The sequence below is a fragment of the Pseudoalteromonas sp. PA2MD11 genome, from assembly GCF_017808125.1.
Classification (GTDB): Bacteria; Pseudomonadota; Gammaproteobacteria; order Enterobacterales; family Alteromonadaceae; genus Pseudoalteromonas; species Pseudoalteromonas simplex.
On record NZ_JADKNF010000003.1, the window covers coordinates 24,085 to 48,457 of the forward strand.

Annotated in this window: 24 protein-coding genes; 20 read left to right on the forward strand and 4 right to left on the reverse strand. The window is 38.8% G+C overall.

Going from position 1 to position 24,373, the window contains the following annotated elements:
- The first annotated feature begins 2 nt into the window (after positions 1–2).
- The 13 genes from fliS (at position 3) to ISP07_RS04875 (ending at position 11,814) form a co-directional block, all read left to right on the forward strand.
- On the forward strand, positions 3–431 hold the full coding sequence (fliS, locus tag ISP07_RS04815; protein WP_209326984.1) for a flagellar export chaperone FliS: 429 nt from the start codon (positions 3–5) through the stop codon (positions 429–431).
- Positions 421–696, forward strand: a complete 276-nt coding sequence (locus ISP07_RS04820) for a hypothetical protein (RefSeq protein WP_209326985.1) — start codon at positions 421–423, stop codon at positions 694–696. Before fliS ends, ISP07_RS04820 begins: the two co-directional genes overlap by 11 nt.
- Positions 689–2,797: a 6-hydroxymethylpterin diphosphokinase MptE-like protein gene (locus ISP07_RS04825; RefSeq protein WP_209326986.1), complete on the forward strand. Its 2,109-nt coding sequence runs from the start codon at positions 689–691 to the stop codon at positions 2,795–2,797. The genes ISP07_RS04820 and ISP07_RS04825 overlap by 8 nt, the downstream gene beginning before the upstream one ends.
- On the forward strand, positions 2,797–3,282 hold the full coding sequence (locus tag ISP07_RS04830; protein ID WP_054553292.1) for a GNAT family N-acetyltransferase: 486 nt from the start codon (positions 2,797–2,799) through the stop codon (positions 3,280–3,282). The genes ISP07_RS04825 and ISP07_RS04830 overlap by 1 nt, the downstream gene beginning before the upstream one ends.
- 116 nt (positions 3,283–3,398) lie before the next feature.
- Positions 3,399–4,724, forward strand: coding sequence for an aminotransferase class III-fold pyridoxal phosphate-dependent enzyme (locus ISP07_RS04835; RefSeq protein WP_209326987.1), 1,326 nt, complete (start codon positions 3,399–3,401; stop codon positions 4,722–4,724).
- Positions 4,725–5,486, forward strand: coding sequence for a cytidylyltransferase domain-containing protein (locus ISP07_RS04840; RefSeq protein WP_209326988.1), 762 nt, complete (start codon positions 4,725–4,727; stop codon positions 5,484–5,486).
- A 1-nt stretch (position 5,487) separates the two neighbouring features.
- Positions 5,488–6,543 carry a pseudaminic acid synthase gene (gene pseI, locus ISP07_RS04845; protein WP_054553289.1) on the forward strand — a complete coding sequence of 352 codons (1,056 nt, stop codon included), beginning with the start codon at positions 5,488–5,490 and terminating at the stop codon, positions 6,541–6,543.
- Between the two features lie 2 nt (positions 6,544–6,545).
- On the forward strand, positions 6,546–7,907 hold the full coding sequence (locus ISP07_RS04850; RefSeq protein WP_209326989.1) for an NAD(P)-binding protein: 1,362 nt from the start codon (positions 6,546–6,548) through the stop codon (positions 7,905–7,907).
- Entirely contained in the window at positions 7,897–8,853 is a 957-nt protein-coding gene (locus ISP07_RS04855; protein WP_209326990.1) for a glycosyl transferase, read from the forward strand. The genes ISP07_RS04850 and ISP07_RS04855 overlap by 11 nt, the downstream gene beginning before the upstream one ends.
- A 1-nt stretch (position 8,854) precedes the next feature.
- Positions 8,855–9,529, forward strand: a complete 675-nt coding sequence (locus ISP07_RS04860) for a class I SAM-dependent methyltransferase (RefSeq protein WP_209326991.1) — start codon at positions 8,855–8,857, stop codon at positions 9,527–9,529.
- Positions 9,520–10,455 (forward strand): DegT/DnrJ/EryC1/StrS family aminotransferase, encoded by a 936-nt coding sequence (locus tag ISP07_RS04865; protein ID WP_054553285.1) that lies wholly within the window; start codon positions 9,520–9,522, stop codon positions 10,453–10,455. The genes ISP07_RS04860 and ISP07_RS04865 overlap by 10 nt, the downstream gene beginning before the upstream one ends.
- A complete protein-coding gene (locus ISP07_RS04870; RefSeq protein WP_209326992.1) occupies positions 10,436–11,077 on the forward strand; it encodes a class I SAM-dependent methyltransferase in 642 nt (213 codons plus the stop codon). Before ISP07_RS04865 ends, ISP07_RS04870 begins: the two co-directional genes overlap by 20 nt.
- Positions 11,074–11,814 carry a WbqC family protein gene (locus tag ISP07_RS04875; RefSeq protein WP_209326993.1) on the forward strand — a complete coding sequence of 247 codons (741 nt, stop codon included), beginning with the start codon at positions 11,074–11,076 and terminating at the stop codon, positions 11,812–11,814. Before ISP07_RS04870 ends, ISP07_RS04875 begins: the two co-directional genes overlap by 4 nt.
- On the opposite strand, the gene ISP07_RS04880 is transcribed toward ISP07_RS04875, so the two are convergent.
- Genes ISP07_RS04880 through pseB form a run of 3 tightly spaced genes read right to left on the reverse strand, consistent with a single transcriptional unit; the run spans position 11,811 to position 14,842 of the window.
- The gene (locus tag ISP07_RS04880; RefSeq protein WP_209326994.1) at positions 11,811–12,671 is read right to left on the reverse strand and encodes an aldo/keto reductase; all 861 of its coding nucleotides are present in this window, start codon (positions 12,669–12,671) and stop codon (positions 11,811–11,813) included. The genes ISP07_RS04875 and ISP07_RS04880 overlap by 4 nt on opposite strands.
- Positions 12,668–13,831 carry a UDP-4-amino-4,6-dideoxy-N-acetyl-beta-L-altrosamine transaminase gene (pseC, locus tag ISP07_RS04885; protein WP_209326995.1) on the reverse strand — a complete coding sequence of 388 codons (1,164 nt, stop codon included), beginning with the start codon at positions 13,829–13,831 and terminating at the stop codon, positions 12,668–12,670. The genes ISP07_RS04880 and pseC overlap by 4 nt, the downstream gene beginning before the upstream one ends.
- 9 nt (positions 13,832–13,840) lie before the next feature.
- Positions 13,841–14,842, reverse strand: coding sequence for a UDP-N-acetylglucosamine 4,6-dehydratase (inverting) (pseB, locus tag ISP07_RS04890; RefSeq protein WP_054553281.1), 1,002 nt, complete (start codon positions 14,840–14,842; stop codon positions 13,841–13,843).
- A 209-nt stretch (positions 14,843–15,051) separates the two neighbouring features.
- Between pseB and ISP07_RS04895 the strand changes: the two genes are divergently transcribed.
- Positions 15,052–15,837 (forward strand): flagellin, encoded by a 786-nt coding sequence (locus ISP07_RS04895; RefSeq protein ID WP_209326996.1) that lies wholly within the window; start codon positions 15,052–15,054, stop codon positions 15,835–15,837.
- Between the two features lie 142 nt (positions 15,838–15,979).
- Positions 15,980–17,419: a sigma-54 dependent transcriptional regulator gene (locus ISP07_RS04900; protein WP_209326997.1), complete on the forward strand. Its 1,440-nt coding sequence runs from the start codon at positions 15,980–15,982 to the stop codon at positions 17,417–17,419.
- Positions 17,420–17,872: 453 nt separating this feature from the next.
- Here ISP07_RS04900 and ISP07_RS04905 read toward each other — a convergent pair whose 3' ends face one another.
- Positions 17,873–18,460: a DNA-3-methyladenine glycosylase I gene (locus tag ISP07_RS04905; protein WP_209326998.1), complete on the reverse strand. Its 588-nt coding sequence runs from the start codon at positions 18,458–18,460 to the stop codon at positions 17,873–17,875.
- 127 nt (positions 18,461–18,587) lie between these two features.
- Between ISP07_RS04905 and ISP07_RS04910 the strand changes: the two genes are divergently transcribed.
- The 5 genes from ISP07_RS04910 to fliG all read left to right on the forward strand — a co-directional run bounded on the left by ISP07_RS04910 (position 18,588) and on the right by fliG (position 24,372).
- Complete coding sequence (locus ISP07_RS04910; RefSeq protein WP_209326999.1) at positions 18,588–19,700, forward strand: sensor histidine kinase; 1,113 nt, start codon at positions 18,588–18,590, stop codon at positions 19,698–19,700.
- A complete protein-coding gene (locus ISP07_RS04915; protein WP_209327000.1) occupies positions 19,697–21,100 on the forward strand; it encodes a sigma-54-dependent transcriptional regulator in 1,404 nt (467 codons plus the stop codon). The genes ISP07_RS04910 and ISP07_RS04915 overlap by 4 nt, the downstream gene beginning before the upstream one ends.
- A gap of 170 nt (positions 21,101–21,270) precedes the next feature.
- Positions 21,271–21,603, forward strand: a complete 333-nt coding sequence (fliE, locus tag ISP07_RS04920; RefSeq protein ID WP_209327001.1) for a flagellar hook-basal body complex protein FliE — start codon at positions 21,271–21,273, stop codon at positions 21,601–21,603.
- Between the two features lie 20 nt (positions 21,604–21,623).
- Complete coding sequence (fliF, locus tag ISP07_RS04925; RefSeq protein ID WP_054553275.1) at positions 21,624–23,339, forward strand: flagellar basal-body MS-ring/collar protein FliF; 1,716 nt, start codon at positions 21,624–21,626, stop codon at positions 23,337–23,339.
- Positions 23,332–24,372 carry a flagellar motor switch protein FliG gene (fliG, locus tag ISP07_RS04930; protein ID WP_054553274.1) on the forward strand — a complete coding sequence of 347 codons (1,041 nt, stop codon included), beginning with the start codon at positions 23,332–23,334 and terminating at the stop codon, positions 24,370–24,372. Before fliF ends, fliG begins: the two co-directional genes overlap by 8 nt.
- Position 24,373: the final 1 nt, after the last annotated feature.

A 24,373-nucleotide genomic window follows, 5' to 3' on the forward strand; every position in this document is an offset into this window, starting at 1 on the left:
TTATGTACAACGCAAAAGTAAAAAATTATCAAAAAGAAGCACTAAAAACTCGCGTAGCAGGTGCGGACCGCTATGAGATTATTCAAATGCTTATGGCAGGTGCAATAGAAAAAATGGTTCATGCAAAAGTAGCCATAGAAAAAAAACACTTTGAAGCTAAAAGTGAACATTTATCAAAGGCCTCTGCCATACTTGAAGCGTTGAGAGGTTGTCTAGATTTTGATGTCGGTGGTGAAGTAACTGAAAATCTTTACGCATTGTATTCATATATGATTGATAGACTTTTAGATGCTAGTATCAAGAATGATCCTGAAATAGTCACTGAAGTGTCAAACCTACTGAAAGAGATCAAATCAGCTTGGGATGCTATTCCGCACGATATTAGAGAACAAACCCTGAACGAAAACGGTGTTGATGCCAATGTTGGCTAATTTCGATAAGCTGTTTTCTGAGTTTACTACTGCAATTGATATGGGCGACTTTGAAAAGCTATTAAAAATAGATGAAGAAATTAAAATACAATTTAAAAAGTCTATTGAACATGGTCAATTTGAAGATTCTACACAACTGCAAAGCATCGTAGATAAACATCAAGCGCTAATAAATCAGGTTTCAGAGTTAAAGCAATCAACTTTTGAGCAATTAGCTCAGTATCAAAAAAATCAAAAAAACTTGAAGAAATACCAAAATGTCTGAACTATCTCAACAGCAGCAAATTGAAGAAATCGAAGCACAGTTAGAAAATATTTCTAATAAAGATAGACAAGAATCACTTTTTGCTGAGCAGGCTAATGAGCGTTTTGAAACTAATATCAAAGCTTTTCAAAAGTACTTTCCTGAGATAGCTGAAAAGTTTTTATCTCACCAGCCATCGGATAAATTTAAATTATTCCTTAATGAGAACGGTACTGCTAACTTTGTTGATTATGACACTGGCGTTCCGTTATATGGAGAAGATCCTCTAGCGCAATCTAAATCACAGATTGAGCAAATGTTCCTCAATCCAATTGTAGGTAAAGTTGATCATAGTCGTGTTGAGTTTTTGAAAAACGAAACTAATTTTGTTCATATTGATTTAATGAAGTCTATTGGTCGAGTTTACAACGAGGCTAGTCGTAACTTAGAAGATAACAAGAGAATTGATGAGCGCATACCGAGTGCGATCATATTTGGTGTTGGTTTAGGCTACTACCTTAATCATTTTTTTGACGACTTTGTTGCCGATTACATCAGTATTTTTGAGCCAAATGAAGATTACTTTTTCGCCAGTTTATTCACATTTGATTGGCTGTCATTTCTAAAAAAAGTAGATGATTCTGGTAGCTTTCTTTACTTTGCCATTGGAGTTTCAGAAAGTGAAATGTACGAAGCGTTACATGATAGAGCAAACCAGATAGGTGCGTTTAGTGTCGCCTCTGCACTTTTCTTTCAACATTATCCCTCAGAAGCTGTTAATAGACTCATAGCTGAATTTAAAGGAAACTTTCATCAGTTTTTTATGGGGTGGGGCTTTTTTGATGATGCCTTGTTAAGTATTGCTCATACCGTTGAAAATAGTCACAAGCCTGTTAACTTATTAAAGCCAGAAAATAAAATATCACCTGATTTTAATCAATTTCCTATCTTTATAGTTGCGAACGGGCCTTCTCTTGATAAAGACATTGAGGTGATAAAAAAATATCAAAAAGATGTCATTGTTGTTGCATGTAATTCAGCGACCACTTCTTTACTAAATCACGGCATTGTCCCTGATTTTCACGTTGCTCTTGAACGAACAAAAGCAACAGAGGACTTTTTAGTCGCATTTGTGCCTGAACAAACTCGACAAGAAATAAACTTACTTGTTTTAAATGTAATGTACCCAGGTGTTTTGGACCTTTTTGGTTGGTGTGGCGTAGCTTTAAAAGGGAACGAAGCTGGTACATCGTTATTTCATATTACTGAATATTTAAAAAATAACCGCATAACAACAACGATAGGATTTAGTAACCCGCTTGTTGGTAACACTGCGTTAAGCTTTTTTGGCAGCATGGAATTTAAGAACATTTATCTTTTTGGTGCAGATAATGGCTATAAAGATCCTAACCATCACCACTCAAAAGGGAGTTATTACTATTCTGGAGAAGGTAAAACGATTCATGCTCCATTAAAAATGGGTGGAGAGTTGGTCGTTCCAGGTAACTTCGGTGGAGAAGTCATTACTGATCATTTTATGCACACCGGTAAAGTTCAAATGGAGCGCTTTTTAGAGTCAAAGTTAGGAACAGGTTTAAATTGCTATAACTGTAGTGATGGTACTGCCATCAAAGGAAGTATGCCATTATTATCAGAAGACATCTTTATTGAGTCTACGAACGTCAGTAAGCATGAGGTTATAAATTTTATCAAAGCAGAACCGTTCAAATCACTAGAGCAGAATATTAATCTAGAAGAGTTCCTAGACTTCAATGAGTTTGAACAATTATGTAATGTTATGGCTGAAATCTTAGACTCTGAAATTAATAATCGATCAGATGCATTACAGCAATTATTAAAAAGCCTGCGTTACTTATTCTCATTTAAAAACCACCCACGCTTTACTCACCTTTACCTTCTTTTAGAAGGTGAATCTTTGTATGTAACTTCGGTTTTAATTTCATTACTTTACAACTTCGGTGATGACAAAGAAATTATCCCTTATTATCAAGAAGCCAAGGAGCTGTGGAAAGACTTCATTCTTGAAGCTCCTAATCAATACAGAACAAGATGGAATGTATTGAGTGACTATAGCTTCGACTACTCTAAGCCTTCAGTTTAATGAATACATCAATCTCTACTAACCGCTTCACTTTGAGATTGTTAAATGAATCAGATGCATCTGAACGCTACTTAAGTTGGTTTGAAGACAAGATGAGTAAGCAATATATTGCTTACTCATCTTCCTCAATAAGCTCATTAAGAGAGTATATAAACTCAAAAAATACGGCTTCTGATTGTATTCTTTGGGGGATATTTTTTGAGGGCAATCATATCGGTAATATTAAATACGAGCCAATAGACCAAAAAAGTGGACAAGCCACAATGGGGATACTAATCGGTGAGCCGTCTTGGCGAGGTAAAGGAGTTGCAGCTGAAGTCATAACTGCAACTGCACGCTGCTTGATGGAACAGCTTTCTATTAGTGAAATAATTTTAGGTGTTGATGCTAACAATATTCCTGCGATCAAGAGTTATGAGAAATTAGGTTTTCGTACTTTTGATAAGAAAGATCAAGGTATTTACATGCGTTGGTCGCTTTCATAAATTACCACTTTATTTTGTAGATACCTTGCCGATAACCTATATATGGGAATTTATTATCTCTATAATATTCCTAAACAAATCGATATTATCTAATCATATTCTTCTAGGGGTATTTCATGACCTTAAAAAATAACTCTGGTGCAAAGCTTTGGCAACAAGCAAAAAAAATTATCCCTGGAGGTAATCAGCTATTATCAAAGCGCGCTGAAATGTTTCTCCCGGAGCAATGGCCTGCTTACTATAAAAAATCAAAAGGTTGTGAAGTTTGGGATTTAGACAACAATCATTACTACGATTTTTCCATTATGGGTATAGGTACAAGTTCTCTTGGTTATGCGAATGATGAGGTTAATGACGCTGTTATTTCTGCTATTCAAGATGGTTCAATGAGTAGTTTAAATTGTTATGAAGAGGTTGAGCTTGCAAGACAATTGATTGACTTGCATCCTTGGTCAGGGGCTGTTCGCTTCACTCGTACTGGCGGAGAGTCTTGTACGTTAGCAATTCGAATTGCCCGCGCTTTTAGTAAGAAAGAAACTGTCGCATTTTGCGGTTACCACGGTTGGCATGATTGGTATTTAGCAACAAATATTAGTGATAGTGAAAATTTAGATGAGCAACTTTTACCAGGACTAAAACCAGCAGGTGTGCCAAAGCAGTTGCACAATACCGCTATTCCATTTAAGGATGGTGATATTGAAGGTTTTAAAGCTATAGTAGAAAAGCACCGTGACAGATTAGGTGTCGTAATGATGGAAGTATTCAGGCACGGTGAACCAAATGTTGAATTTTTAAAAGAAGTTAAAGCAATTGCACATGAAAATAATATAGTGGTTGTTTTCGACGAAATTTCTTCAGGATTTAGATTAAATACAGGTGCATCACACCTCTTAACAGAGGTAGAACCAGATATTTGTGTATTAGGTAAAGCGCTTGGTAACGGGCACCCAATTGGGGCAATTATAGGTCGTTCAGAAGTCATGGATGCTGCACAGCAATCTTTTATTAGTAGCTCTTACTGGACAGAAAGAGTTGGTTTTGTCGCGGCGCTTAAAACGTTGGAAATTTTTAAGCGTGACGATGTACCTCAAAAACTAAATGAAATTGGTAACAAACTCAAAAGGCAAATATTAGATGCTTCTAGCAAAGCTGGCTTTGATTTAAAAATTATTGGCATTGATAGCGTACCAATTTTTATTTTTCCAACGGATCAAGCCTTGGCACTTAAAACTTTGTTTACTCAGGAAATGCTTAAAAGAGGCTTTTTAGCCAGTAATGTGATTTATCTTTCTATTGCCCATAGTGAAGAGGTTTGTGAAAAGTATATTTCTGCTATCACTGACGTTTTTAAGCTATTGCAAAATGCGCTTGATAGTAACCAAGATATTGCCAGCTTAATAGATGGACCTGTGTGCCATAGTGGTTTTCAAAGGTTAAATTAGATGGCTAAAGTAATAGCATTCATACAAGCTCGTATGGGGTCTTCAAGACTACCAAACAAGGTTCTTAAAGAGATAAATGGTAGGCCTGTGATCGTTCATGTTGTTGAGCGGCTAAAAAAGGCTTCTTGTATAGATGATATTGTTTTACTTACATCGACTAATCAAGAAAACGATGAATTATGCCTTGTTGCTAAAGAGCATAAGATTAAATACTTTAGAGGGCCTGAAGAGAACGTTTTACAAAGGTTTCAGCTCGCGACAGAGCAGTACCCTTGTGAGTTCGTGATGCGAATTACGGGTGATACACCCTTTGTGGAGGCTGAAATTTGTGATCGCTTGTGTTTTAAGGTAATTGATGAACATGCTCAGTATGGCTTTTTAAGTGAAATGTTTGCAGAAGGAGTTGACTGTGAAGTTGTAGAAACTAGCGCACTAAAAGGGCTTGCGTTACAAACACTAAGACCCTCTGAATTAGAGCATGTCACCTTGCATTTTTATGAAAACAAAGAACAGCAATATCAAGTTATTGAAATGATTAATGACACTGATGATAGTCATTATCGGTTTACTCTAGATACACAAGAAGATTGGCAAGTTATAGATGCGCTAGCTGATGCGCATGATGATACTCTCAATGTGACTTATAAACAGATAAAAGAATTTTTAGACGATCATCCTGAAATAAAAGCCATAAATGCTCAAGTAATTCGTAATGAGGGGCTTTTAATTTCTCTTAAACATGAACAACAAGGTAGAGAATAATATGAAAATTAATGGAAAAAAAATTGACTCTACTAGTCCTTGTTACATTATTGCAGAAATGTCGGCCAACCATGGTGGGAGTTTAGAAAAAGCAAAGGAAATAATAAGAGAAGCCAAAAAATCGGGGGCTGATGCGATTAAGTTACAGACCTATACCGCAGACACAATCACACTTGACAGTGATAAACCTGATTTCTGCTTACCTAGCGATAATCCGTGGCAATCACATGTTTCATTGCACTCTTTATATCAAAAAGCGTATACGCCTTGGGAGTGGCATAAAGAATTATTTGCTGAAGCAAAACGTTGTGATATTGATATTTTTTCTTCTCCCTTTGATTTTTCTGCCGTTGATCTTTTAGAAGAGCTAGGTTCACCTGTTTACAAAATAGCCTCTCCCGAAATTACCGATATTCCCCTTTTAAAATATGTTGCTAAAACTGGAAAACCAGTAATTTTGTCAACCGGGATAGCGGATCTTGAAGATATTCAGCTTGCTGTTGAAGTGTTGAGGGACAGTGGTTGTAAAGACCTTGCGATTTTAAAGTGTACTACAGCTTACCCTACGCCTTTAGAAGAGTGTAATTTAGCGACAATTGCAGATATAAAGGATCGCTTTAATTGCCTTGCAGGGCTTTCTGATCATACACAAGGAATAATCTCTCCTGTTGTGAGTGTAACTCTTGGGGCTAAAATCATCGAAAAGCACTTCATTTTAGATAAAAGTGATGATTCAGTAGATGCCTTTTTCTCGTTAGATAAAAATGAATTTAGTCAATTGGTATGTGCTGTAAGAGATGCTGAGAAGGCGCTTGGTAATGTTGATTATTCAATAACTAAGTCAGCACAAAAGAATATTTTAGCTCGACGTTCTTTGTACTTTGCTAAACCACTTGATGAAGGTGATGTTATTACTGCTGATGACATAAAGTCTGTAAGGCCAGGGTTTGGGCTTCATACTAAATATTTCGATCAAGTTATTGGTAAACAAATTAGTAGAAAAGTCGAAATTGGTGACCGTGTAAGCTTAGATGTATTAGATGGTATCGGTGATTAGTTATGAAAACATGTGTTGTTGTTGGTGGTGGCGTCTGTGGCCTCACCGCGAGTATATTACTAAAAAAAAGATATGATCGAGTTTTGTTGGTTGAGCAAGGTACTGCAGTCGGAGGGCTGCTAAGTTCAGTCAAGGATGACAAAGGTAATATTTATGACCAAGGAACTCATATTCCAGTTACAACTGGAATACAGGAGGTGGATGATATTCTCTTTAACTTTGAGAATAATGAAATACAGTGGCATCAATTTCAACGCCTTGAAACAGGAAACTATTTCGCTGGTTCTTGGGACTTAGAAACACAAACTATTGATGCCAGAAAGTTAAATAAAGATGTTTATCATATAGGTATTGGTGAGTTTTTATCTTCTGTTCTGCCAAGTTCTGCAATAGATATAGAAACATATTTGGAAGAAACTCTAGGACCAACGTTTTATGAAAACTTGGCAAAGCCAGTTATTAGTAAGCTGTACGGTAAGGATGTCGATAAGAAACGTTTATCAACAAACACTAGTATCAATTACTTTGGTGCTAACCGGATAAAAGCATTTGATGAAAATTTAACGAAAATACTTAAACAACACCCAGAAATAGATAAAAAGTTAGGTTTTCATAATAGCAGCGACTACGACACATATTTGAAAGCGCAAAACTCATCAATGCCATCTTATTTTTATCCTAATACTGATGGCGTTCAGTTATGGATATCAGAGCTCGTGAATAAAGCACAGGCTTTAGGCGTTGAAATTATCACTAACACTCAGGTAAAAAAAATATCCGAATCAAATGGTAAAATCGATTCTGTAGAACTAAGTAATAGTGATGTAATTAAAACAGAGCTTGTTTTCTGGAGTGCACCTCCTGTTTTTGCATTACATGCGGGAGAACTACCAATTCATAGTTATCGTCCTACATTTAGAACAGCGTATATTTTGCATGCAACATTTGATAAGCCTCTTACAAATGATAAATCTCACTATTTATGGAACTGGGACCCGAGATCTGAAATTTTCAGAATTACGCTTTATGATAATTTACGAACTGAGAAAAGCTACTCTGTATCTGCTGAGGTGCTTAGAGATAAAAGTGAAGCAGAGTTCACTTTAAGTGAAGGGATTAACGACTTGCGGAGCATGGGGTTGATTGCTGATGGTGCTTCATTACAAAGTGGCTTTGTTCAACAAATTGAAAATACTTTTCCCGTACCTACAAATGAATTTGCAGAATCGACCGCCGTTAATTATCAGACACTAACCTCAGCATATTGCAATATACTCGTTTCTGGCCGCTTTAGTGGACGTTGTTGGCTTTTACATGACGTACTCAGATTTGCATATGAAGACATCATTAACTATGAAAAGTAACGTAAAGTTTATTTTTTATTGCAATGCATCGAAAAGTGCTGGTTTAGGGCATTTATCAAGATGTTTAAACATTGCCAGACAAATAAGTGTTCTATCGAATAATCCTAAAGTCTTTTTTTATGGTAACTATGACTTGTTTGCTGAGCAAAAAATTAGTTATTACTCTTTTAAAGTACTAAAGAAATTGAGTGATGCTGAAAACACAACTATTATTTGTGATAGCTACGATTTTTCTCAACAACATCTGCTCAATTTAAAGCGTGCTGGTTTTAAGTTATGTGTTATTGATGACTTTAATCAATACAACTTTGATTTTGTTAACCTTCTTATTAATTTTCGTTTGAATGCTGATTCATTTTATCAAACTACTAATCCTAGCTGCTTAGGTGTGAATTATTTTTCATTTTCACCAGAACTAGTTGCTTTAAGGGGAGAAAAATTAGCATTACCATATAAAAATGAAATTGAAAAAGTGCTTATTTTTATAGGGGGTTACGACGCTTTTGGTGTTGGTGTAAAAGTTATTGCGGCTTTGGACCAAGTTTTTACTGGTATCGACTTTACTCTTATAGATAAACAAAAGCCGCAACTCAATGTTGAAAATAATAAGGTAGAAATAGTTGGGTTTACTGAAGATATTTCGAGTTACTTTGCTGATAGTGATTTAATCATTAGTGGTGGAGGGTTAGCTAAATATGAAGCTGGATTTTGTTTAATACCTAATTGTTCTATTTCACAAACACGCGAACAACATCAAGATACTTTAGAATTAGTCAAAAGTAATTTAACTTACGATTTAGGTCTGGCTGAAAATGCAAGTGTTGATAAGTTAACTCAAGGGATAGCCAGTTTCATCAAGCAAAAAACAAAACAAGTAAATTCATTTATTGAAACTTATAATACTTATTCAACACGAAACTTAGCACTTGAAATTATGAAGGTTTGAAATGAACGAATTTGACTCGAAACAAGCTGAATGGGATTCAATAGCAAATGCAAGTGCTGACTTTAAAGAGCAGGTTGGACGCCCATTCGATGACAGTGCTTGGCTTGCACTGAGTGCAGATGTACTAAGTAAGCTTGAGTTAAACTCAGCCTCTAAAGGTAATGTTTTGGATGTAGGCTGTGGTAATGGTTTGTTGCTCTCTAAGATAGCTAATAATTTTAACGAATTAGTGGGGGTTGATTACTCTGAGTCTATGGTAGACAAAGCAAAAATGTTGTTGCCAGATGGAGCATTCACTCAGTCAGAAGCAAATAGCTTAAGATTCAAGAATAATTATTTTGATAGAGTGCTTTGCTACAGTATTTTTCACTACTTCCCTTCATATGACTATGCCCTAGAAGTGGTATTAGAAATGATTCGAGTCACAAAGCCTGGCGGCTTGATTCTACTAGGTGATATTCTTGATGCGAACTTTGAGTCAGAAATTAAAGGGAATAGTGACTTAGAATATGAAAAAACGATACCTCTGATACATCGTTATTCGCAGTGGCGCTTTTATAACTTTAAAAAATTAATCGATGATTTAGCAGCATATACAACAAAGGTAGAAGTATTGACTCAGCCAGAAACTTTCGTGCTTGCTACATACCGAAAGGATATTAGAATTTGGGTTTAGTCGAGTTAGAAAAAGAGTTAGCGGGTTACTTTGTTCGAAATCATGCCATCTTAACCCGCTCAGGCAGTTTTGCAATTATCACAGCTCTTAAGTGCGCAGGTTTAGAGCAAGGTAGTAAGGTAGTTATGCCTGCAAGTTGTTGTCCTATCGTTTTATTCTCTATGCAAATGGCTGGTTATTCAGTTGTACTAGCTGATGTTTCACTAAGCTCTCTTTCTATGGAAGTTGAACAAATTGAATCAGTAATGGATGATGATATTTCGGCCATTCTTGCTGTTCATGGGTATGGCCACTTTTGCGCAATTGATGAAATTGCTGATTATGCTAAGCGAAAAGGCGTCATTTTAATTGAAGATGCTTGCCTTGCGTATGGCGGAAAATTTAAAGGCCGTCCAATAGGGAGCTTTGGTGATTTCTCAGTAATTAGTTTTGGCTATGATAAGCCTATTAGCCAAAACTATGGTGGAGCATTAATGACAAATTGTCAGGCTTTTGCTGACAAGGCTAGAGGCTTCTTAGATGATAATAAAATGGCTCAATTTTCTGATCTTATCCAAATAACTCATGTATTAGAAGGTTTAAAAAAGCTAGATAAATTAACAGCCATCAGAAAGTCGAACATTGCTTTTATAGAGCAAACAGTTTCTAATGAAAAATTTAAAAGGCTTACATACAATCCTGAATTAACGTATTGGCGATATCCTTTATTTATTGAAAATAGAGAGCGGTTTTTAAATGCAGCAAAGCAACAAAACATATTATTCACTAGCCACTACCGTTCTTTAGGTCTTCTGCAAACTCAAGGTCATTACCCGAATGCGGAAGAAATCGGAAATAAAATTGTAAATTTGTTTGTTCAGCCTGCTACGCCTAAAACTCAATTAACTAACATGGTGAGATTTATAAATGACTACAGGTCAGAGTGAAAGCCTAAAAAGTTATTATCAAGGTTTGTATGCCAAGTTTGGTAATAGTCATCAATCTGTTCAGCATGTTTCTAAAGAAGCTCAAAATGTTAGGTTTAAAATTTTTCTTGAGCAAATATCAAACAAAAGTCGGGTTGTTGATCTAGGTTGTGGACTTGGAGATATGTTGGCATTTTTTCGCGATAATGGGTTTACAGGGGATTATCTGGGTTTAGACTTTGTCCCAGAGTTTATTCATTCTGCCGAAAAAAAATTTTCGAACGATAGAAAGTCTAAATTTAAACTGTTTGATATCCACAGTGATGCTATGCCTCTTGGCTATGATCACGTTTTAATCAGTGGTGTTTTTAATAACAAAACAACTGATAATTTTTCGTTTATGAAAAGCGCTCTTACTAAAAGTTTTGCAGCATGTGAAAAGTCCGTTATTTTTAATGCGTTATCAACTTATGTAGAGTATGAAGATCCTACTTTATTTTATATAGATCCCATGGTTATTTTTGACATGTGCAAGCAAGAAATGACCCCTTTTGTGAATTTAAAACATGACTATGTCACAAAAATTGGTGGGTATCCTTACGAGTTTACTTTGAGCCTATACAAAGAGAGCTTCAGTGTATGATTTTAAGTGTAATGCAGCCGACTTATTTACCATGGCTAGGTTACTTTGCATTGATACAAAGCGCAGATAAGTTTGTATTTCTTGATGATGTAAAATTAGAGAAAAGTGACTGGCATATCAGAAATAGGATTAAGGCTAAAAACCAGCCTTTAATGCTCAGTTGCCATGTATCAACTCCTAATGGGAGATTAGCTGCCACTATTGAAAACACGTCATTTGTAAAAGAAACCGTGTGGAAAAAAAAGCATCTAAAAAGTATTTATGAAAACTATAATAAAACGGACTATTTTGAAGAGCTATTCCCAGTTCTTTCATCGGTATTTGAAAAAGATAACTTAAATACTGTAGCTGAGTTTAATATAGCTCTTATTAAGGCTCTGATGGATTACATTGGTATTAACACGCCAACTTTCATATCTTCAAAACTATCTAACGTTGAAGGTGTAAAAGATAGTCGATTAGTTTCCTTGTGTAACATATTAGATTGTGACGTTTATCTGTCGCCGATAGGGGCGAAAGATTATATTGAAGAATTTACCCCTGGTGGGCAATTGGTAAAAAACAACATAGATGTTTACTATCAAAATTTTGAGCACCCGGAGTATCTTCAAAGAAATGGTAATTTTGAGTCGCATTTAAGCGTGATTGATTGTTTGTTCAATATCGGCCCCAGCAAGGCTAATGAGCTGATAAAATGCTCAACAAAGAAGGCGCATCACTACGCTGATTTCTACTAACCGAGTTGCCACTTGGCAGGGTTGATAAATTTTTCGTCTTCGATAGAAAGCTCGTTATAAAAAACATTGGGTTCTAACTTGCTTTCTAACGCCTGTAAAATTTCTTCAAGCTGAGCTTCATTGTTCACACCCACAACAACTTTATCAATTAGTTCAATATCAACAACGTAATTAATAGCCAATGCCAAAGGAGTTACATTTAAGTGTTTAGCAATTAAATGAAACTTCTCAAGAGAATGTTTTATAGGATTAAAATATTCAGGCCACTCACCTTCAGACATTAATAGTAAGCCTTGCAAAAAAGCTGAGCGAGTGTGTACTTCAACTTTATTATTTTTAAACTTTTGCAATAAATCTGCTGTTAAAAAACGTTGATCAAATATATTTGCCGGTAACTGAACTAAATCAATTTTCTCTAAAATAGGCTGACTAACTTGATTTGGAGAGTAAACAGATAAGCCTATTTTGGCTACTTTATTGTTAGTTTTTATGTTGTATAAAATATCCAAAAGGCTTGGGTATTTCTTTAAATCATCAGCGTTATGTAATAGAAGCCCATAAATAGCGTTTAAATTTAAGTCGGCAAGTGTGCGTTTAAGGCAAGAGTGAACCCACTCTTCTTCATTACATGAAATAGGTAAAGGCTTTACTTTACTTACGATATTGAAATCATTAATAGTGCAATTGCCTAAAACAGCTTCAGCATCACCGTAGGCAGCAGCTGTATCAATTGTATTTAATGAAGCACTTTTTGCGAGCCTTAAAATTCGCTTAACTTCCTCGGTTCGGGTTTTCCCTGCGCGATTACTGACACCGTAGTTCAAGCCAAACTGCACTGTACCTAGAGCAAGCTTCATATTAAACCAATCAATGTATTGATAACGAATTGCTGCTCGTCTACTGTTATAGCAGGATGTAGAGGAATAGTAACAGCCTGTTTGTAGTAGGTTTCAGCATTAGGGTAGTCGCCTTCCGAAAAGCCCAAAGCCTGATAATAAGGTTGTAAATGGATAGGTATATAATGCACGTGAGCAATAATTCCTTGCTCGCGCATGCCTGTAATGACTGACTTGTGTTCTTCTACATCACACTGTGTTAAACGAACAATATATAAATGATAGCTAGAGTAACACTCATCCGATTGTATTAAATGAGCTACCGTTGAGTTTGCAAATGCATGGTTATATGTTGTTGCAATGTCGTTTCGCACTGATACAAAGTTATCTAGCTGCTTTAACTGACTCATTCCCAAAGCGGCTTGCATATCAGTCATTCTATAATTAAAACCAAGCTCTAACTGTTGATAATACCAAGGGCCGTGACTTGACTCGGTCATCTCTTCAGGAATATTAGTAATACCATGGCTTCGCAAACGGCTCATTTTTTTGTTGAGCTCAGCGCAGTTGGTAACCGCTATACCCCCTTCAGCAGATGTAATTATCTTGACTGGATGAAAGCTAAACACAGTAATATCTGAATAAACACAGCTGCCAACAGGCTTATCTTTATACTTCGCGCCAATAGCATGTGAGGCATCTTCAATAACCTTAAAACCATACTCTTTTGCAAGTGCATTGATTGTTGCCATATCGCATGACTGACCAGCTAAATGAACAGGGATCACGACTTTAGGGAGTTGCTGGTTTTGTTTGGCTAACGTTAGTTTTTCTTGAAGTGCTGCAACAGACATATTGCCTGTTTCAAGGTCGATATCAACAAAGTCGACCTCTGCGCCACAATACAGGGCGCAGTTACTCGATGCGACAAAGGAGATTGGCGACGTCCATACAATGTCACCTTTACCTACGCCTAAAGCAAGGCAAGCAATATGTAACGCTGAAGTCGCACTGTTAGTGGCACAGGCATAGTGAGCACCACAATATTCTGCAATGGCACTTTCAAATGCCGGAACAGCAGGCCCTTGCGTTAGCCAGTCAGACTTTAATACATCAATTACGGCGTTGATGTCATCCTCTGAAATATTTTGTTTGCCGTAAGGAATTACCTTATTCGTCATAATGCAGTATTAAAGTAATGCTTGGACATTGAAGTTTTTAATTTCTTCAATGCTCATATAATCAGGGTTATCAAGTGAGTTATATTCGAAACCTTGAGCAACTTTTTTGCCTTTTTCACCAATCGCATTAACTGTAAAATCGTTACTGCGGCTACTAAATTTTATGCCAGGTGCGATAACAAAATGATCGCTATATTCATAAGTTTCAAAACACAAATCTGCAGGGCACATGACTTCGTGTAACTTTTCACCTGGGCGAATACCAATAATCTTTATTGGTAAATCAGGTGCCATTGCTTTGGCAAGATCAGTAATACGAATTGAAGGGATCTTCGGCACGAAAATTTCACCACCCAGCATTCGCTCGAAATTAGTTAAAACAAAATCGACACCTTGTTGCAGGCTAATCCAAAAGCGAGTCATTTCTTCATGAGTAATTGGTATATGGTCACGGCCTTGCTCGATAAACTTTTGGAAAATAGGCACTACAGAGCCACGTGAACACACGACGTTACCGTACCTTACTACAGAAAAGGTCGTTTTATGGCCGCCTGCAATATTGTTGGCAGCAACAAATAATTTGTCTGATGCAAGTTTAGTCGCACCATATAAATTGATTGGGTTTGCTGCTTTATCAGTCGACAGTGCAATTACTTTTTCTACGTTGTTATCAAGGGCAGCATCAATAACGTTTTCAGCCCCATTTATATTGGTTTTGATACACTCCATTGGGTTGTATTCAGCTGCGGGTACTTGTTTTAATGCTGCAGCGTGAATCACATAGTTTACGCCACGCATGGCACGACGAAGTCTTTCTTTATCGCGTACATCACCAATGAAGTATCGCATACACGGTTGGTCAAACTCTTGCTGCATTTCAAACTGCTTTAGTTCGTCCCGTGAGAAGATAATGATCTTCTTAGGTTTATAGCGTTCTAGTAGCGTTTTGACGTATTTTTTGCCGAATGAACCAGTACCACCGGTAATTAAAATCGTTTTATTGTCGAACATAGCGTTACCTAAGTTATTTATCATTGGCGTAGTTATTTATAAAAGTGAAGTACGCAAAGTGAGAATTTTGACACAGTTCTCAGTAATTTAACTATTAACTAATACACTAGCAAGTCAGATGCCAAGTTAATTTATCTAAACCATGGTACAAAGTACAAAATTTGGCAAATTAAGCTATAATTTGAGCAATCGGTTTGTCGGAGGCCGCTATGAAAATTCAATCACCCAACACCGGGTTTTTAAACCAAACTCAGCAAACGAGTAATAAGCTTGCTGAGCAACTAGCGTCAGGTAAAAAAGTAAACTCAGCGGCAGATGATGCCGCTGCCTTGCAAATTATTAATAGATTAACATCGCAACAAGATGGCTACAGTCAAGCAATTAATAATGCGTACGATGGCATCTCTTACTCGCAAGTAACTGAGTCAAATCTATCTGGTGTGAATGATGCTGTTTCTCGCATTCGAGAGCTGTCTATTCAAGCGGGTAATGGTGCACTTACAGACAGTGATAGGGCAGCACTACAAGAAGAAGTGTCGCAATTACAAACGCAAATTTCAGAAACATTCGAAAATGCCACATTCGGTGGTAAACCTTTATTTGATGGTGAGCAAGTGTCGTTTCAAGTTGGTCCTGATGCCAACAGCACACAATCAGTGACGCCATCTGATGGCAGTATTGCTTCAGTTATTGCAGGAATCGATATTTCAACCCAAGCAGGTGCGCAAGCGGCCATTGATATTAGCGACCAAGCAGCTGAAGAAATTAACACGCAAAGAGCTGAGCTAGGCGCTTTTCAAAACACCTTAGCGAGTACGATAAAAGGTTTAGGCAACCAGCGAGAGAATCTTGCTGCGAGCCAAAGCCGAATAGAAGATACTGACTATGCAAAAGCTGTGTCTGATCAAGTAGCTAATGATATTTTATCGCAAGCATCGATTGCCTTACGTGGTCAGGCAAATCGTTCAGCCGAATCTATATTAGGCTTACTTTAGTTCTTTAGTATTAAATTTTAGTGCTAAGTGACTATTTTTTGGCGTTGATGTCAATAAATTGCCGCTTAGCGCTTGCATCCCTCCTAAACTCGCTTACAATTTAGAAATTAACTAACCTCGTGGTAACTGTGGTTCGCCAATAATGATCTTAATTTTAGACAATAATAATAATCGTGCGATAGGTTTACATGCAGCACTTACCTTCATAGGTGAAACTGCACAATTAGTTGATGAGACTTCATTACAGTCTTTTTGCGAAAAACATCAACAGCAAGAATGCATGGTCATTCTTGGCGCTTTACAGCAGCTAAATCACGAGGCTGTGATCAAACAGTTTCCTGCCATTCCGTTTTTATTAATTGGTGAAACACTCAAACCGTTACTAAGCATTGCAAATGTAGTAGGTTTAATTTGTGAGCCATTTAACCATGATGTAACTACTCAGCTATTGCATGATTGTCAGCAATATCAGCGCATGCTACCGGGTGACCATAAACAAGCTAAATCTAACAAATCATTTGATGGTTTAGTAGGTGAAACCGAAGCTGTAAAAGATGTGCGCTTTTTAATTGAGCAAGTCGCAAAAACCGATGCCAATGTGTTGATCTTAGGTGAGTCAGGCACAGGTAAAGAAGTTGTTGCACGTAACGTTCATTTACTCTCTAAACGCAATACCGGGCCATTTGTGCCAGTAAACTGTGGTGCTATCCCTGGTGAACTACTTGAGAGTGAGCTGTTCGGCCATGAAAAGGGCGCGTTTACGGGCGCTATTTCTGCGCGAAAGGGGCGTTTTGAACTAGCACAAGGCGGCACGCTGTTTCTAGATGAAATTGGTGATATGCCTTTGCAAATGCAGGTTAAACTACTACGAGTGTTGCAAGAGCGTAGCTATGAACGAGTAGGGGGTACTAAGCCCATTCAAGCTGATGTAAGAATTATTGCTGCAACTCACCGCAACCTTGAAGAGATGATTGAAAAGGGCGACTTCCGTGAAGACCTTTTTTATCGTTTAAACGTGTTTCCAATTGAAAACCCTTCGCTAAGTGAGCGTGCCGACGACATTCCTCTACTTTTAAAAGAGTTAATGCGTCGTGTGAACGAGCAAAGTGGTACAACGGCCAAATTTACTGAGCGTGCGATTCAAAGCTTAAAAGAGCATGCGTGGCCGGGGAATATTCGTGAGCTTGCTAACTTAGTTGAGCGCATGGTAATTATGTTTCCTGATAAAGTGGTTGATGTGCCAGACCTTCCAGCTAAATATCGTTATATCGAAGTTGAGGCTTATGAGCCTGAGTACCCAGAAGAGTTGATGGAGCGAGATGCTTTCAACGATATTTTCAGTACCGGCTTTAGTGATTACGATGATGAAGAACCTGAAGTACCAGCAACAACGGTTGACTCAGGTTTACTCCCTGATGAAGGAATTGAGCTCAAAGAATACCTAGCTGAGCTAGAAATCAGCTTAATCAGCCAAGCATTAGAGCGCTACGATTATGTTGTTGCACGTGCAGCAGAAATTTTAGGTGTTCGCCGCACCACTCTGGTCGAAAAAATGAAGAAATATAACCTAACGCGTGATTAATAGTTAAGAGCAGGTTTTAGGCAAAAATTAACTAAGTACTATGGTTATTACGCCTATAGAATGGGTTGTGTCTTTATTTATAGGCGCTAAGCTTGCGGGCGCGCTCACCGTCTTTCATTCGGGGTCTGCTGTGGTAATAAATCACTAAAAGCTTTTTGCACAAAGAGAAAACAATGAGGAACAAATGAGAAACCATGCCCTTTTTTAATTGTTAAAGCGCAATATTCCTTTAACCTCTTTGTGAATCATGCTCTTAATTACTTTTACTACCAAGGTAATCGAGGTGCTGCGCGCTACACCGAGTAGCCTAGAGCCTAAAATTTAACACCTTTTTTTTACCTCATCAGCGCAGCGTCTCTTAGCCTCTTTGTGAATAAGTACTTAATTAGCTTTTTACCACCGGAGGCTGCTTGCAGCACCGAGAAGATAGAAGCCAAGCTTAGCCCCTATCACCTAATAACTATCAATAATCTCTTGTTTTCTAAAACAATCATTACTGTGGTCGTTAACCATGCCACAGGCTTGCATGTGGGCATACACCGTCGTCGGGCCTAAAAATTTGAAGCCACGTTTTTTTAAATCTTTGGCGAATGCTGTAGAGGCTTCAGTAATAGCCGGGTAATCCTCTAATTTATCAAGATTGTTTACCAGAGGCTTGCCACCAACAAACTGCCATTGGTAATTTGAGAAACTACCAAACTCATTTTGAATTTCAATAAAACGTTGTGCGTTATTAATAGTTGCAGTGATTTTAGCGCGATTACGAATAATGCCTTCAAACTGCATTAACCGTTCGACGTCGTCTTCGGTCATTTTGGCAACGTCTTCAACAACAAAGTTTTTGAAAGCACTGCGATAGCCATTACGCTTTTTGAGTATGGTATACCAACTCAGTCCCGCTTGTGCTGACTCTAAGGTTATAAATTCAAATAAGCGGTGATCATCATATAGTGGCACCCCCCATTCTTGGTCATGATAGGCCACATAATCTTCTTTGCTGGTATCGAGCCATGGGCAACGACAATGGTGTTCTTTTTGCATTATTCCCTCGCGATTGTCATTTTTTTGTCAGTGTTGTTTTGTCTTTAATTTATTGAAATAAAACAAAAATAAATTTGGTACGGATTGTGCATTTAGCTAGGTAGACACGATTTTTTGAGTATCGATTATGGCCTTAGCAAATGTCCTAAAACCACAATTTATCACAGCCAAACAATATAACCCATGCTTACAACAAGAAGAGTATGTGGGTGAATTGAGTGAGCTGCGCCAACAAGCCAGTTGGTTAGGTCATTTGGTTGATACCATGCCTGCGGGTGTGGTGGTTTTAGATGGCCGAGGCATGATCGCAAAAGCCAATCAAATTGCCATCGATATGCTAGGTGAGCCCCTTGAAGGTGAAAAGTGGTTTAGCGTAATTCAACGCTCATTTCGACCGCAGCAAGACGATGGACATGAAGTATCACTTAAGGATGGGCGTTTAATTAAGCTTGATATTACTGCGCTTGCTCCAGAGCCAGGGCAGTTAATTTTAATGACAGACTTAACTGAAACCAGGCGCTTACAAAAGCGAGTAGCACATATGCAGCGCTTAAGTGCGCTTGGCAAAATGGTCGCCTCGCTTGCTCATCAGGTTAGAACACCGTTATCAGCGGCCATGTTGTATGCCGCAAATTTAGGCTCAAAGCGATTGCCAGAAGGCTCGCGTGGCAACTTTCATACAAAGCTAATGTCGCGTTTAAAAGATTTAGAAACCCAAGTGAACGATATGCTGTTATTTGCCAAAAGTGGTGAGCAACAAGTTGTCGAAAGCGTTTCAATGCAACAGTTACTTAATGAAGTAAAAGCCGGTGCTGATGCTATGGTTGCACAAAATAACAGTGAACTTAGCGTGAACTTGCCTGAGCCAGATATTGAAATTATGGGTAATAAAACTGCTCTGGCGAGTGCTATTCAAAACCTGATCCACAACAGTATTCAAATTATTGGCTCTGAGGCTGTGGTAACCCTGAGTGCCGAACGTGACGAAACTAGCGAAAACTGTGTTCGTATCAGTGTCAGTGATAATGGCCCGGGTGTTGATTTACGCCATGCCAACAAATTATTCGAACCTTTTTACACTACCAAAAGCCAAGGCACGGGGCTTGGACTTGCAGTTGTAAGTTCAGTCGCCAATGCGCACCAAGGACGGGTTGAAGTGACTAATAATGCTCATGGGGGAGCATGTTTTAGTTTGATCTTGCCAATTAGTGCAGAACCAATGTCAGCGGAGGCAAAATGAATACTAACTCTATTTTAGTCGTTGAAGACGACGCAGGCTTACGAGAAGCACTGATCGATACCCTTGAAATGTCGGGTATTGATTGCGTTGCTGCAGATAGCGCCGAACAAGCGATGATCTTGCTTAAGCAAAATAGCTATTCATTGGTTGTTAGTGATGTGCAAATGGGCGCTATGAGCGGCCTTGACCTACTACGTAGCATTAAACTTAACTATCCTGAGCTGCCGGTATTAATGATGACGGCCTATGCCACTATTGATGATGCTGTAGAAGCAATGCGTTTAGGCGCGATTGATTACATGGCAAAGCCGTTTGCTCCAGAAGTGCTCCTTAACATGGTGAGTCGTTATCTACCTGAAAAGGAAAAAGAAACCGATGGCCCAATCGTTGCCGATCCATCAAGTATTAAGCTATTAGAGCTCGCGAGCAAAGTTGCCCGCTCAGATGCCAGTGTCATGGTACTCGGCCCAAGTGGCTCGGGTAAAGAAGTCTTGGCTCGTTTTATCCACGATAAATCAAATCGTAGCGATGCCCCCTTTGTGGCTATTAACTGCGCTGCTATTCCTGAAAACATGCTTGAAGCAACCTTATTCGGTTACGAAAAAGGGGCGTTTACCGGCGCTATTCAAGCCTGTCCGGGTAAATTTGAGCAAGCTCAAGGTGGTACCATCTTACTTGATGAAATCACTGAGATGGATTTAGGCTTGCAAGCTAAATTACTGCGTGTACTTCAAGAGCGTGAAGTAGAGCGCTTAGGCGGTCGTAAAACCATAGAGCTTGATGTTCGCGTTCTAGCTACAAGTAACCGAGATTTAAAAGAAGCAGTGAGCGAAAATCTATTTAGAGAAGATTTATATTATCGCTTAAATGTATTCCCGTTAATGTGGAAACCATTAGCCGAGCGTCCTGGCGACATTATTGTATTGGCTGAGCATTTAATAGAGCGTCATTGCCTGAAAAGTAAAGAGCCTATCGCTCAACTAAGTGAGGGTGCGAAACAAAAGCTGCTATTGCATGCTTGGCCAGGTAACGTTCGAGAACTTGATAACGTTATTCAACGGGCATTGATATTATGCGATGGTAATAGTATTCATCAAGATGATGTTTTTATTGAAGAGTTGCTTACGGCGGATATCAAGCCAGTTGCTACGCCACCACACAACGCACCAGTTTATCAAGAGCAGCCTGTTGAAGTTAATTTAGATACCGTACCGCAAGTGAGTGAGCAGGGTAATTATAAAGACGAGCTGAAAGACAAAGAGCATCGTATTATTTTAGAAACCTTAACGCGCTGTAATGGTAAGCGTAAAGAGGTTGCAGAAACCTTAGGTATCAGTCCGCGCACGTTACGTTATAAACTGGCGCAAATGCGAGACTTGGGTATCGCCTTACCTGCATAAACTCCTTCCAAAAAGTTAGTCAAACAAGCTCGCATTTTTGTGAGCTTGTTTGCTGTCAAAACTCTGACAAGTAAATTAATTGTGTTAAGTTATTGAAAATATTAATTTTATTTTGTGGCACGGTTTGTGCTTTATCAGTGCATAAGTAAACTGCATTGTCAGAGAGTATTATGAAAGTTCAAAACAGCGCATTATTTCAAGAAATGCAATCTATGGCTTCAGAAGTTGGTCGTAGTAACTCAATTAATAATTTACCAACACAAACTCAGCCAACTTCATCGGCACAGTTTAGTGATTTACTTACCAATGCACTTGATACAGTGAATGGCTTACAGCAAGAAGCAAAACAAAAGGTAACCGCGCTTGAAATGGGCGATCGCAGTGTTTCACTTGCGGACGTAATGATTGCTTCGCAAAAGTCATCAGTTGCCTTTGAAGCGACGGTACAGGTTCGCAATAAACTTGTTGAAGCTTATAAAGAAATTATGAACATGCCTGTGTAACTAGGTAGTGGAGAATTATTGTGGCGCAATCTAATCAATCAACTGATCTAGCCTTAGCAGGTGGCGGTATCGATGCAACCGATACTGACGATCAACAAGAGCAAAAGTCAGGCTACCTAAGTGCCTTAAATGGTGTAGACGTTTTACGCCAGGCTACTTTAGTGATTGCTTTAGCAATCTGTTTGGCTATCGCAATTTTTATTATTATTTGGGCTCGTCAGCCAGATATGCGTCCGCTTGGCAAAATGCCAACGGAAGAGCTTATTCAAACGCTGGACTTTTTAGACGCTCAAAAGATTGATTACGAACTTGATGGTAACGTCATCTCTGTTGAAGAAGGTGAATACCAAAACATCAAATTATTGATGGCTCGTGAAGGCCTAGAGCAAGCGCCAAGCTCAGGTACTGACATCATCATGCAAGACATGGGGTTTGGTGTAAGCCAACGCCTTGAACGTGAACGTTTAAAACATGGTCGTGAGCAACAGCTTGCACGTACCATCGAAGAGCTAAAAAATGTTACTCGCGCCAAAGTACTTTTAGCTATTCCAAAAGAAAACGTATTTGCTCGTCGTGAAAAACAACCTTCAGCGACGGTAGTGCTTACCTTAAAACGCGGTCGTACACTTGACGGTGAAGAAGTTGACTCAGTAGTTGATATTGTTGCCTCAGCAGTCCAAGGGTTATCGCCAGAGCGTGTTACTGTTACCGATCAAAATGGTCGCTTACTTAATTCAGGTTCACAAAACTCACTTGCTGCTCGCTCTCGTAAAGAGTATGAGATTGAACGTAAGCGTGAAGAAGAATACTTAAATAAAATCGATAGCATCCTTATTCCAGTTGTAGGTTTAGGTAACTACACAGCGCAAGTCGACTTAAATATGGATTTTAGTGCAGTCGAAGAAACACAAAAACGTTATAACCCAGACTTACCCGCTGTGCGCAGTGAAACCACGTTCGAAGAAAACAACATTGGTGGTCTTGCTGTGGGCATTCCAGGTGCGCTAACGAATCAGCCGCCAGTTAACTCTAATATTCCTGAGGTCGCTGGCCAAGGTAGTGCAGGTTCAGCAACGAACCCAAGTCGTTCGCATAAAGAAGCAACACGTAACTACGAACTTGATACCACAATTTCGCATAAGCGCCAGCAAACCGGTGTTATCCGCCGCATCAGTGTGTCAGTTGCAGTTGATTATGTACCACAAGTAGGTGAAAACGGTGAAACAACTATGGTTCCTCGCTCTGTCGAAGCATTGTCAAATATTCGTCGCTTACTACAAGGTGGTGTTGGGTTTGATATGCAACGCGGTGATGCACTTGAAGTCGTCACAGTGCCATTTGTAAGACAAGATACAGGTGAAGCGATTGAAGTTCCACTTTGGGAGCAAGATTGGTTCATGAAGATGCTACGCTTAGCATTAGGTGCACTGGTTATCATCGTACTTATTGTCTTTGTTGTAAGACCTATGCTGAAACGTCTAATTTACCCAGACGATACACTAGAAGAATATGATGAAGATGCATTAAGTGCAGGTGTAGATATTGGTGATAGCACGCTAGATATGCTAAATAAAGACTTTGACTCTGCTGCTGTAGGATTCTCAAGTGATGGTACACTACAGCTGCCAGACTTACATGGCGATGAAGATTTACTCAAAGCAGTTCGTGCATTGGTTGCAAATGAACCAGAACTGTCTTCTCAAGTAGTGAAAGCGTGGTTAACAGAAGATGACTGATCAAGAACAAAAACAATTACCACCGGCGTTTGATGTTGATAAATTAGACGGTGTTGATAAGGCGGCAATCTTATTGCTGAGCTTATCAGAAGAAGATGCTGCGCAAATCCTTAAGCACTTAGAGCCAAAGCAAGTGCAAAAAGTGGGTATGGCAATGGCCGCACTAGATGATTTATCGCAAGCGAAAATTAGCGCAGTCCATAATTTGTTTATTGAGCAAATTCAAAGCTTCAGTACCATTGGCTTCCAGTCTGAAGACTTTATTAAAAAAGCCCTTACAGCAGCGCTTGGTGAAGACAAGGCTGCCAGCCTTATTGACCAAATTGTTATGGGCTCAGGGGCGAAAGGTCTTGATTCATTGAAGTGGATGGACTCAAAGCAAGTGGCGAATATCATTCGCAACGAGCACCCGCAAATTCAAACCATTGTTTTATCTTATTTAGAGCCAGAGCAATCAGCGGAAATCTTGTCGCAATTCCCAGAAAAAGTGCGTTTAGATTTAACCATGCGTATTGCAAACCTTGAAGAAGTTCAACCAGCAGCATTGCAAGAGTTGAATGAAATCATGGAGAAACAGTTCGCAGGTCAAGCTGGTGCGCAAGCTGCGAAAATGGGTGGCTTGAAAGCGGCCGCTGATATCATGAACTACCTAGATACCAATGTTGAAGGTCAGTTAATGGATTCAATCCGTGAACACGATGAAGAGATGTCACAGCAAATCCAAGACCTTATGTTTGTCTTTGAGAACTTAATGGATGTTGAAGACCGTGGTATTCAAGCGATCCTTCGTGAAGTACAGCAAGATGTATTAATGAAAGCAATTAAAGGTACTGACGAAGCATTAAAAGAGAAGATTTTGGGCAATATGTCAAAACGTGCCGCTGAATTACTCGCTGATGATCTTGAGGCAATGGGCCCTGTTCGTATTAGCGAAGTAGAAGCGGCACAGAAAGAAATTCTTTCTACGGCACGTCGTTTAGCTGACTCAGGCGAAATTATGCTTGGTGGCGGTGGTGGTGAGGAGTTCCTGTAAG

What these genes read in the sequence shown, in the direction of transcription:
- pseB (WP_054553281.1), bottom strand. Translation starts at nt 14,842, where the DNA reads ATGTTCGACAATAAAACGATTTTAATTACCGGTGGTACTGGTTCATTC.
- ISP07_RS04840 (WP_209326988.1), top strand. Translation starts at nt 4,725, where the DNA reads ATGGCTAAAGTAATAGCATTCATACAAGCTCGTATGGGGTCTTCAAGA.
- ISP07_RS04850 (WP_209326989.1), top strand. Translation starts at nt 6,546, where the DNA reads ATGAAAACATGTGTTGTTGTTGGTGGTGGCGTCTGTGGCCTCACCGCG.
- fliG (WP_054553274.1), top strand. Translation starts at nt 23,332, where the DNA reads ATGACTGATCAAGAACAAAAACAATTACCACCGGCGTTTGATGTTGAT.
- ISP07_RS04855 (WP_209326990.1), top strand. Translation starts at nt 7,897, where the DNA reads ATGAAAAGTAACGTAAAGTTTATTTTTTATTGCAATGCATCGAAAAGT.
- ISP07_RS04900 (WP_209326997.1), top strand. Translation starts at nt 15,980, where the DNA reads ATGATCTTAATTTTAGACAATAATAATAATCGTGCGATAGGTTTACAT.
- ISP07_RS04860 (WP_209326991.1), top strand. Translation starts at nt 8,855, where the DNA reads ATGAACGAATTTGACTCGAAACAAGCTGAATGGGATTCAATAGCAAAT.
- ISP07_RS04870 (WP_209326992.1), top strand. Translation starts at nt 10,436, where the DNA reads ATGACTACAGGTCAGAGTGAAAGCCTAAAAAGTTATTATCAAGGTTTG.
- ISP07_RS04820 (WP_209326985.1), top strand. Translation starts at nt 421, where the DNA reads ATGTTGGCTAATTTCGATAAGCTGTTTTCTGAGTTTACTACTGCAATT.
- ISP07_RS04910 (WP_209326999.1), top strand. Translation starts at nt 18,588, where the DNA reads ATGGCCTTAGCAAATGTCCTAAAACCACAATTTATCACAGCCAAACAA.
- ISP07_RS04830 (WP_054553292.1), top strand. Translation starts at nt 2,797, where the DNA reads ATGAATACATCAATCTCTACTAACCGCTTCACTTTGAGATTGTTAAAT.
- ISP07_RS04875 (WP_209326993.1), top strand. Translation starts at nt 11,074, where the DNA reads ATGATTTTAAGTGTAATGCAGCCGACTTATTTACCATGGCTAGGTTAC.
- pseC (WP_209326995.1), bottom strand. Translation starts at nt 13,831, where the DNA reads ATGACGAATAAGGTAATTCCTTACGGCAAACAAAATATTTCAGAGGAT.
- fliE (WP_209327001.1), top strand. Translation starts at nt 21,271, where the DNA reads ATGAAAGTTCAAAACAGCGCATTATTTCAAGAAATGCAATCTATGGCT.
- ISP07_RS04835 (WP_209326987.1), top strand. Translation starts at nt 3,399, where the DNA reads ATGACCTTAAAAAATAACTCTGGTGCAAAGCTTTGGCAACAAGCAAAA.
- pseI (WP_054553289.1), top strand. Translation starts at nt 5,488, where the DNA reads ATGAAAATTAATGGAAAAAAAATTGACTCTACTAGTCCTTGTTACATT.
- ISP07_RS04825 (WP_209326986.1), top strand. Translation starts at nt 689, where the DNA reads ATGTCTGAACTATCTCAACAGCAGCAAATTGAAGAAATCGAAGCACAG.
- fliS (WP_209326984.1), top strand. Translation starts at nt 3, where the DNA reads ATGTACAACGCAAAAGTAAAAAATTATCAAAAAGAAGCACTAAAAACT.
- ISP07_RS04895 (WP_209326996.1), top strand. Translation starts at nt 15,052, where the DNA reads ATGAAAATTCAATCACCCAACACCGGGTTTTTAAACCAAACTCAGCAA.
- ISP07_RS04905 (WP_209326998.1), bottom strand. Translation starts at nt 18,460, where the DNA reads ATGCAAAAAGAACACCATTGTCGTTGCCCATGGCTCGATACCAGCAAA.
- ISP07_RS04880 (WP_209326994.1), bottom strand. Translation starts at nt 12,671, where the DNA reads ATGAAGCTTGCTCTAGGTACAGTGCAGTTTGGCTTGAACTACGGTGTC.
- ISP07_RS04915 (WP_209327000.1), top strand. Translation starts at nt 19,697, where the DNA reads ATGAATACTAACTCTATTTTAGTCGTTGAAGACGACGCAGGCTTACGA.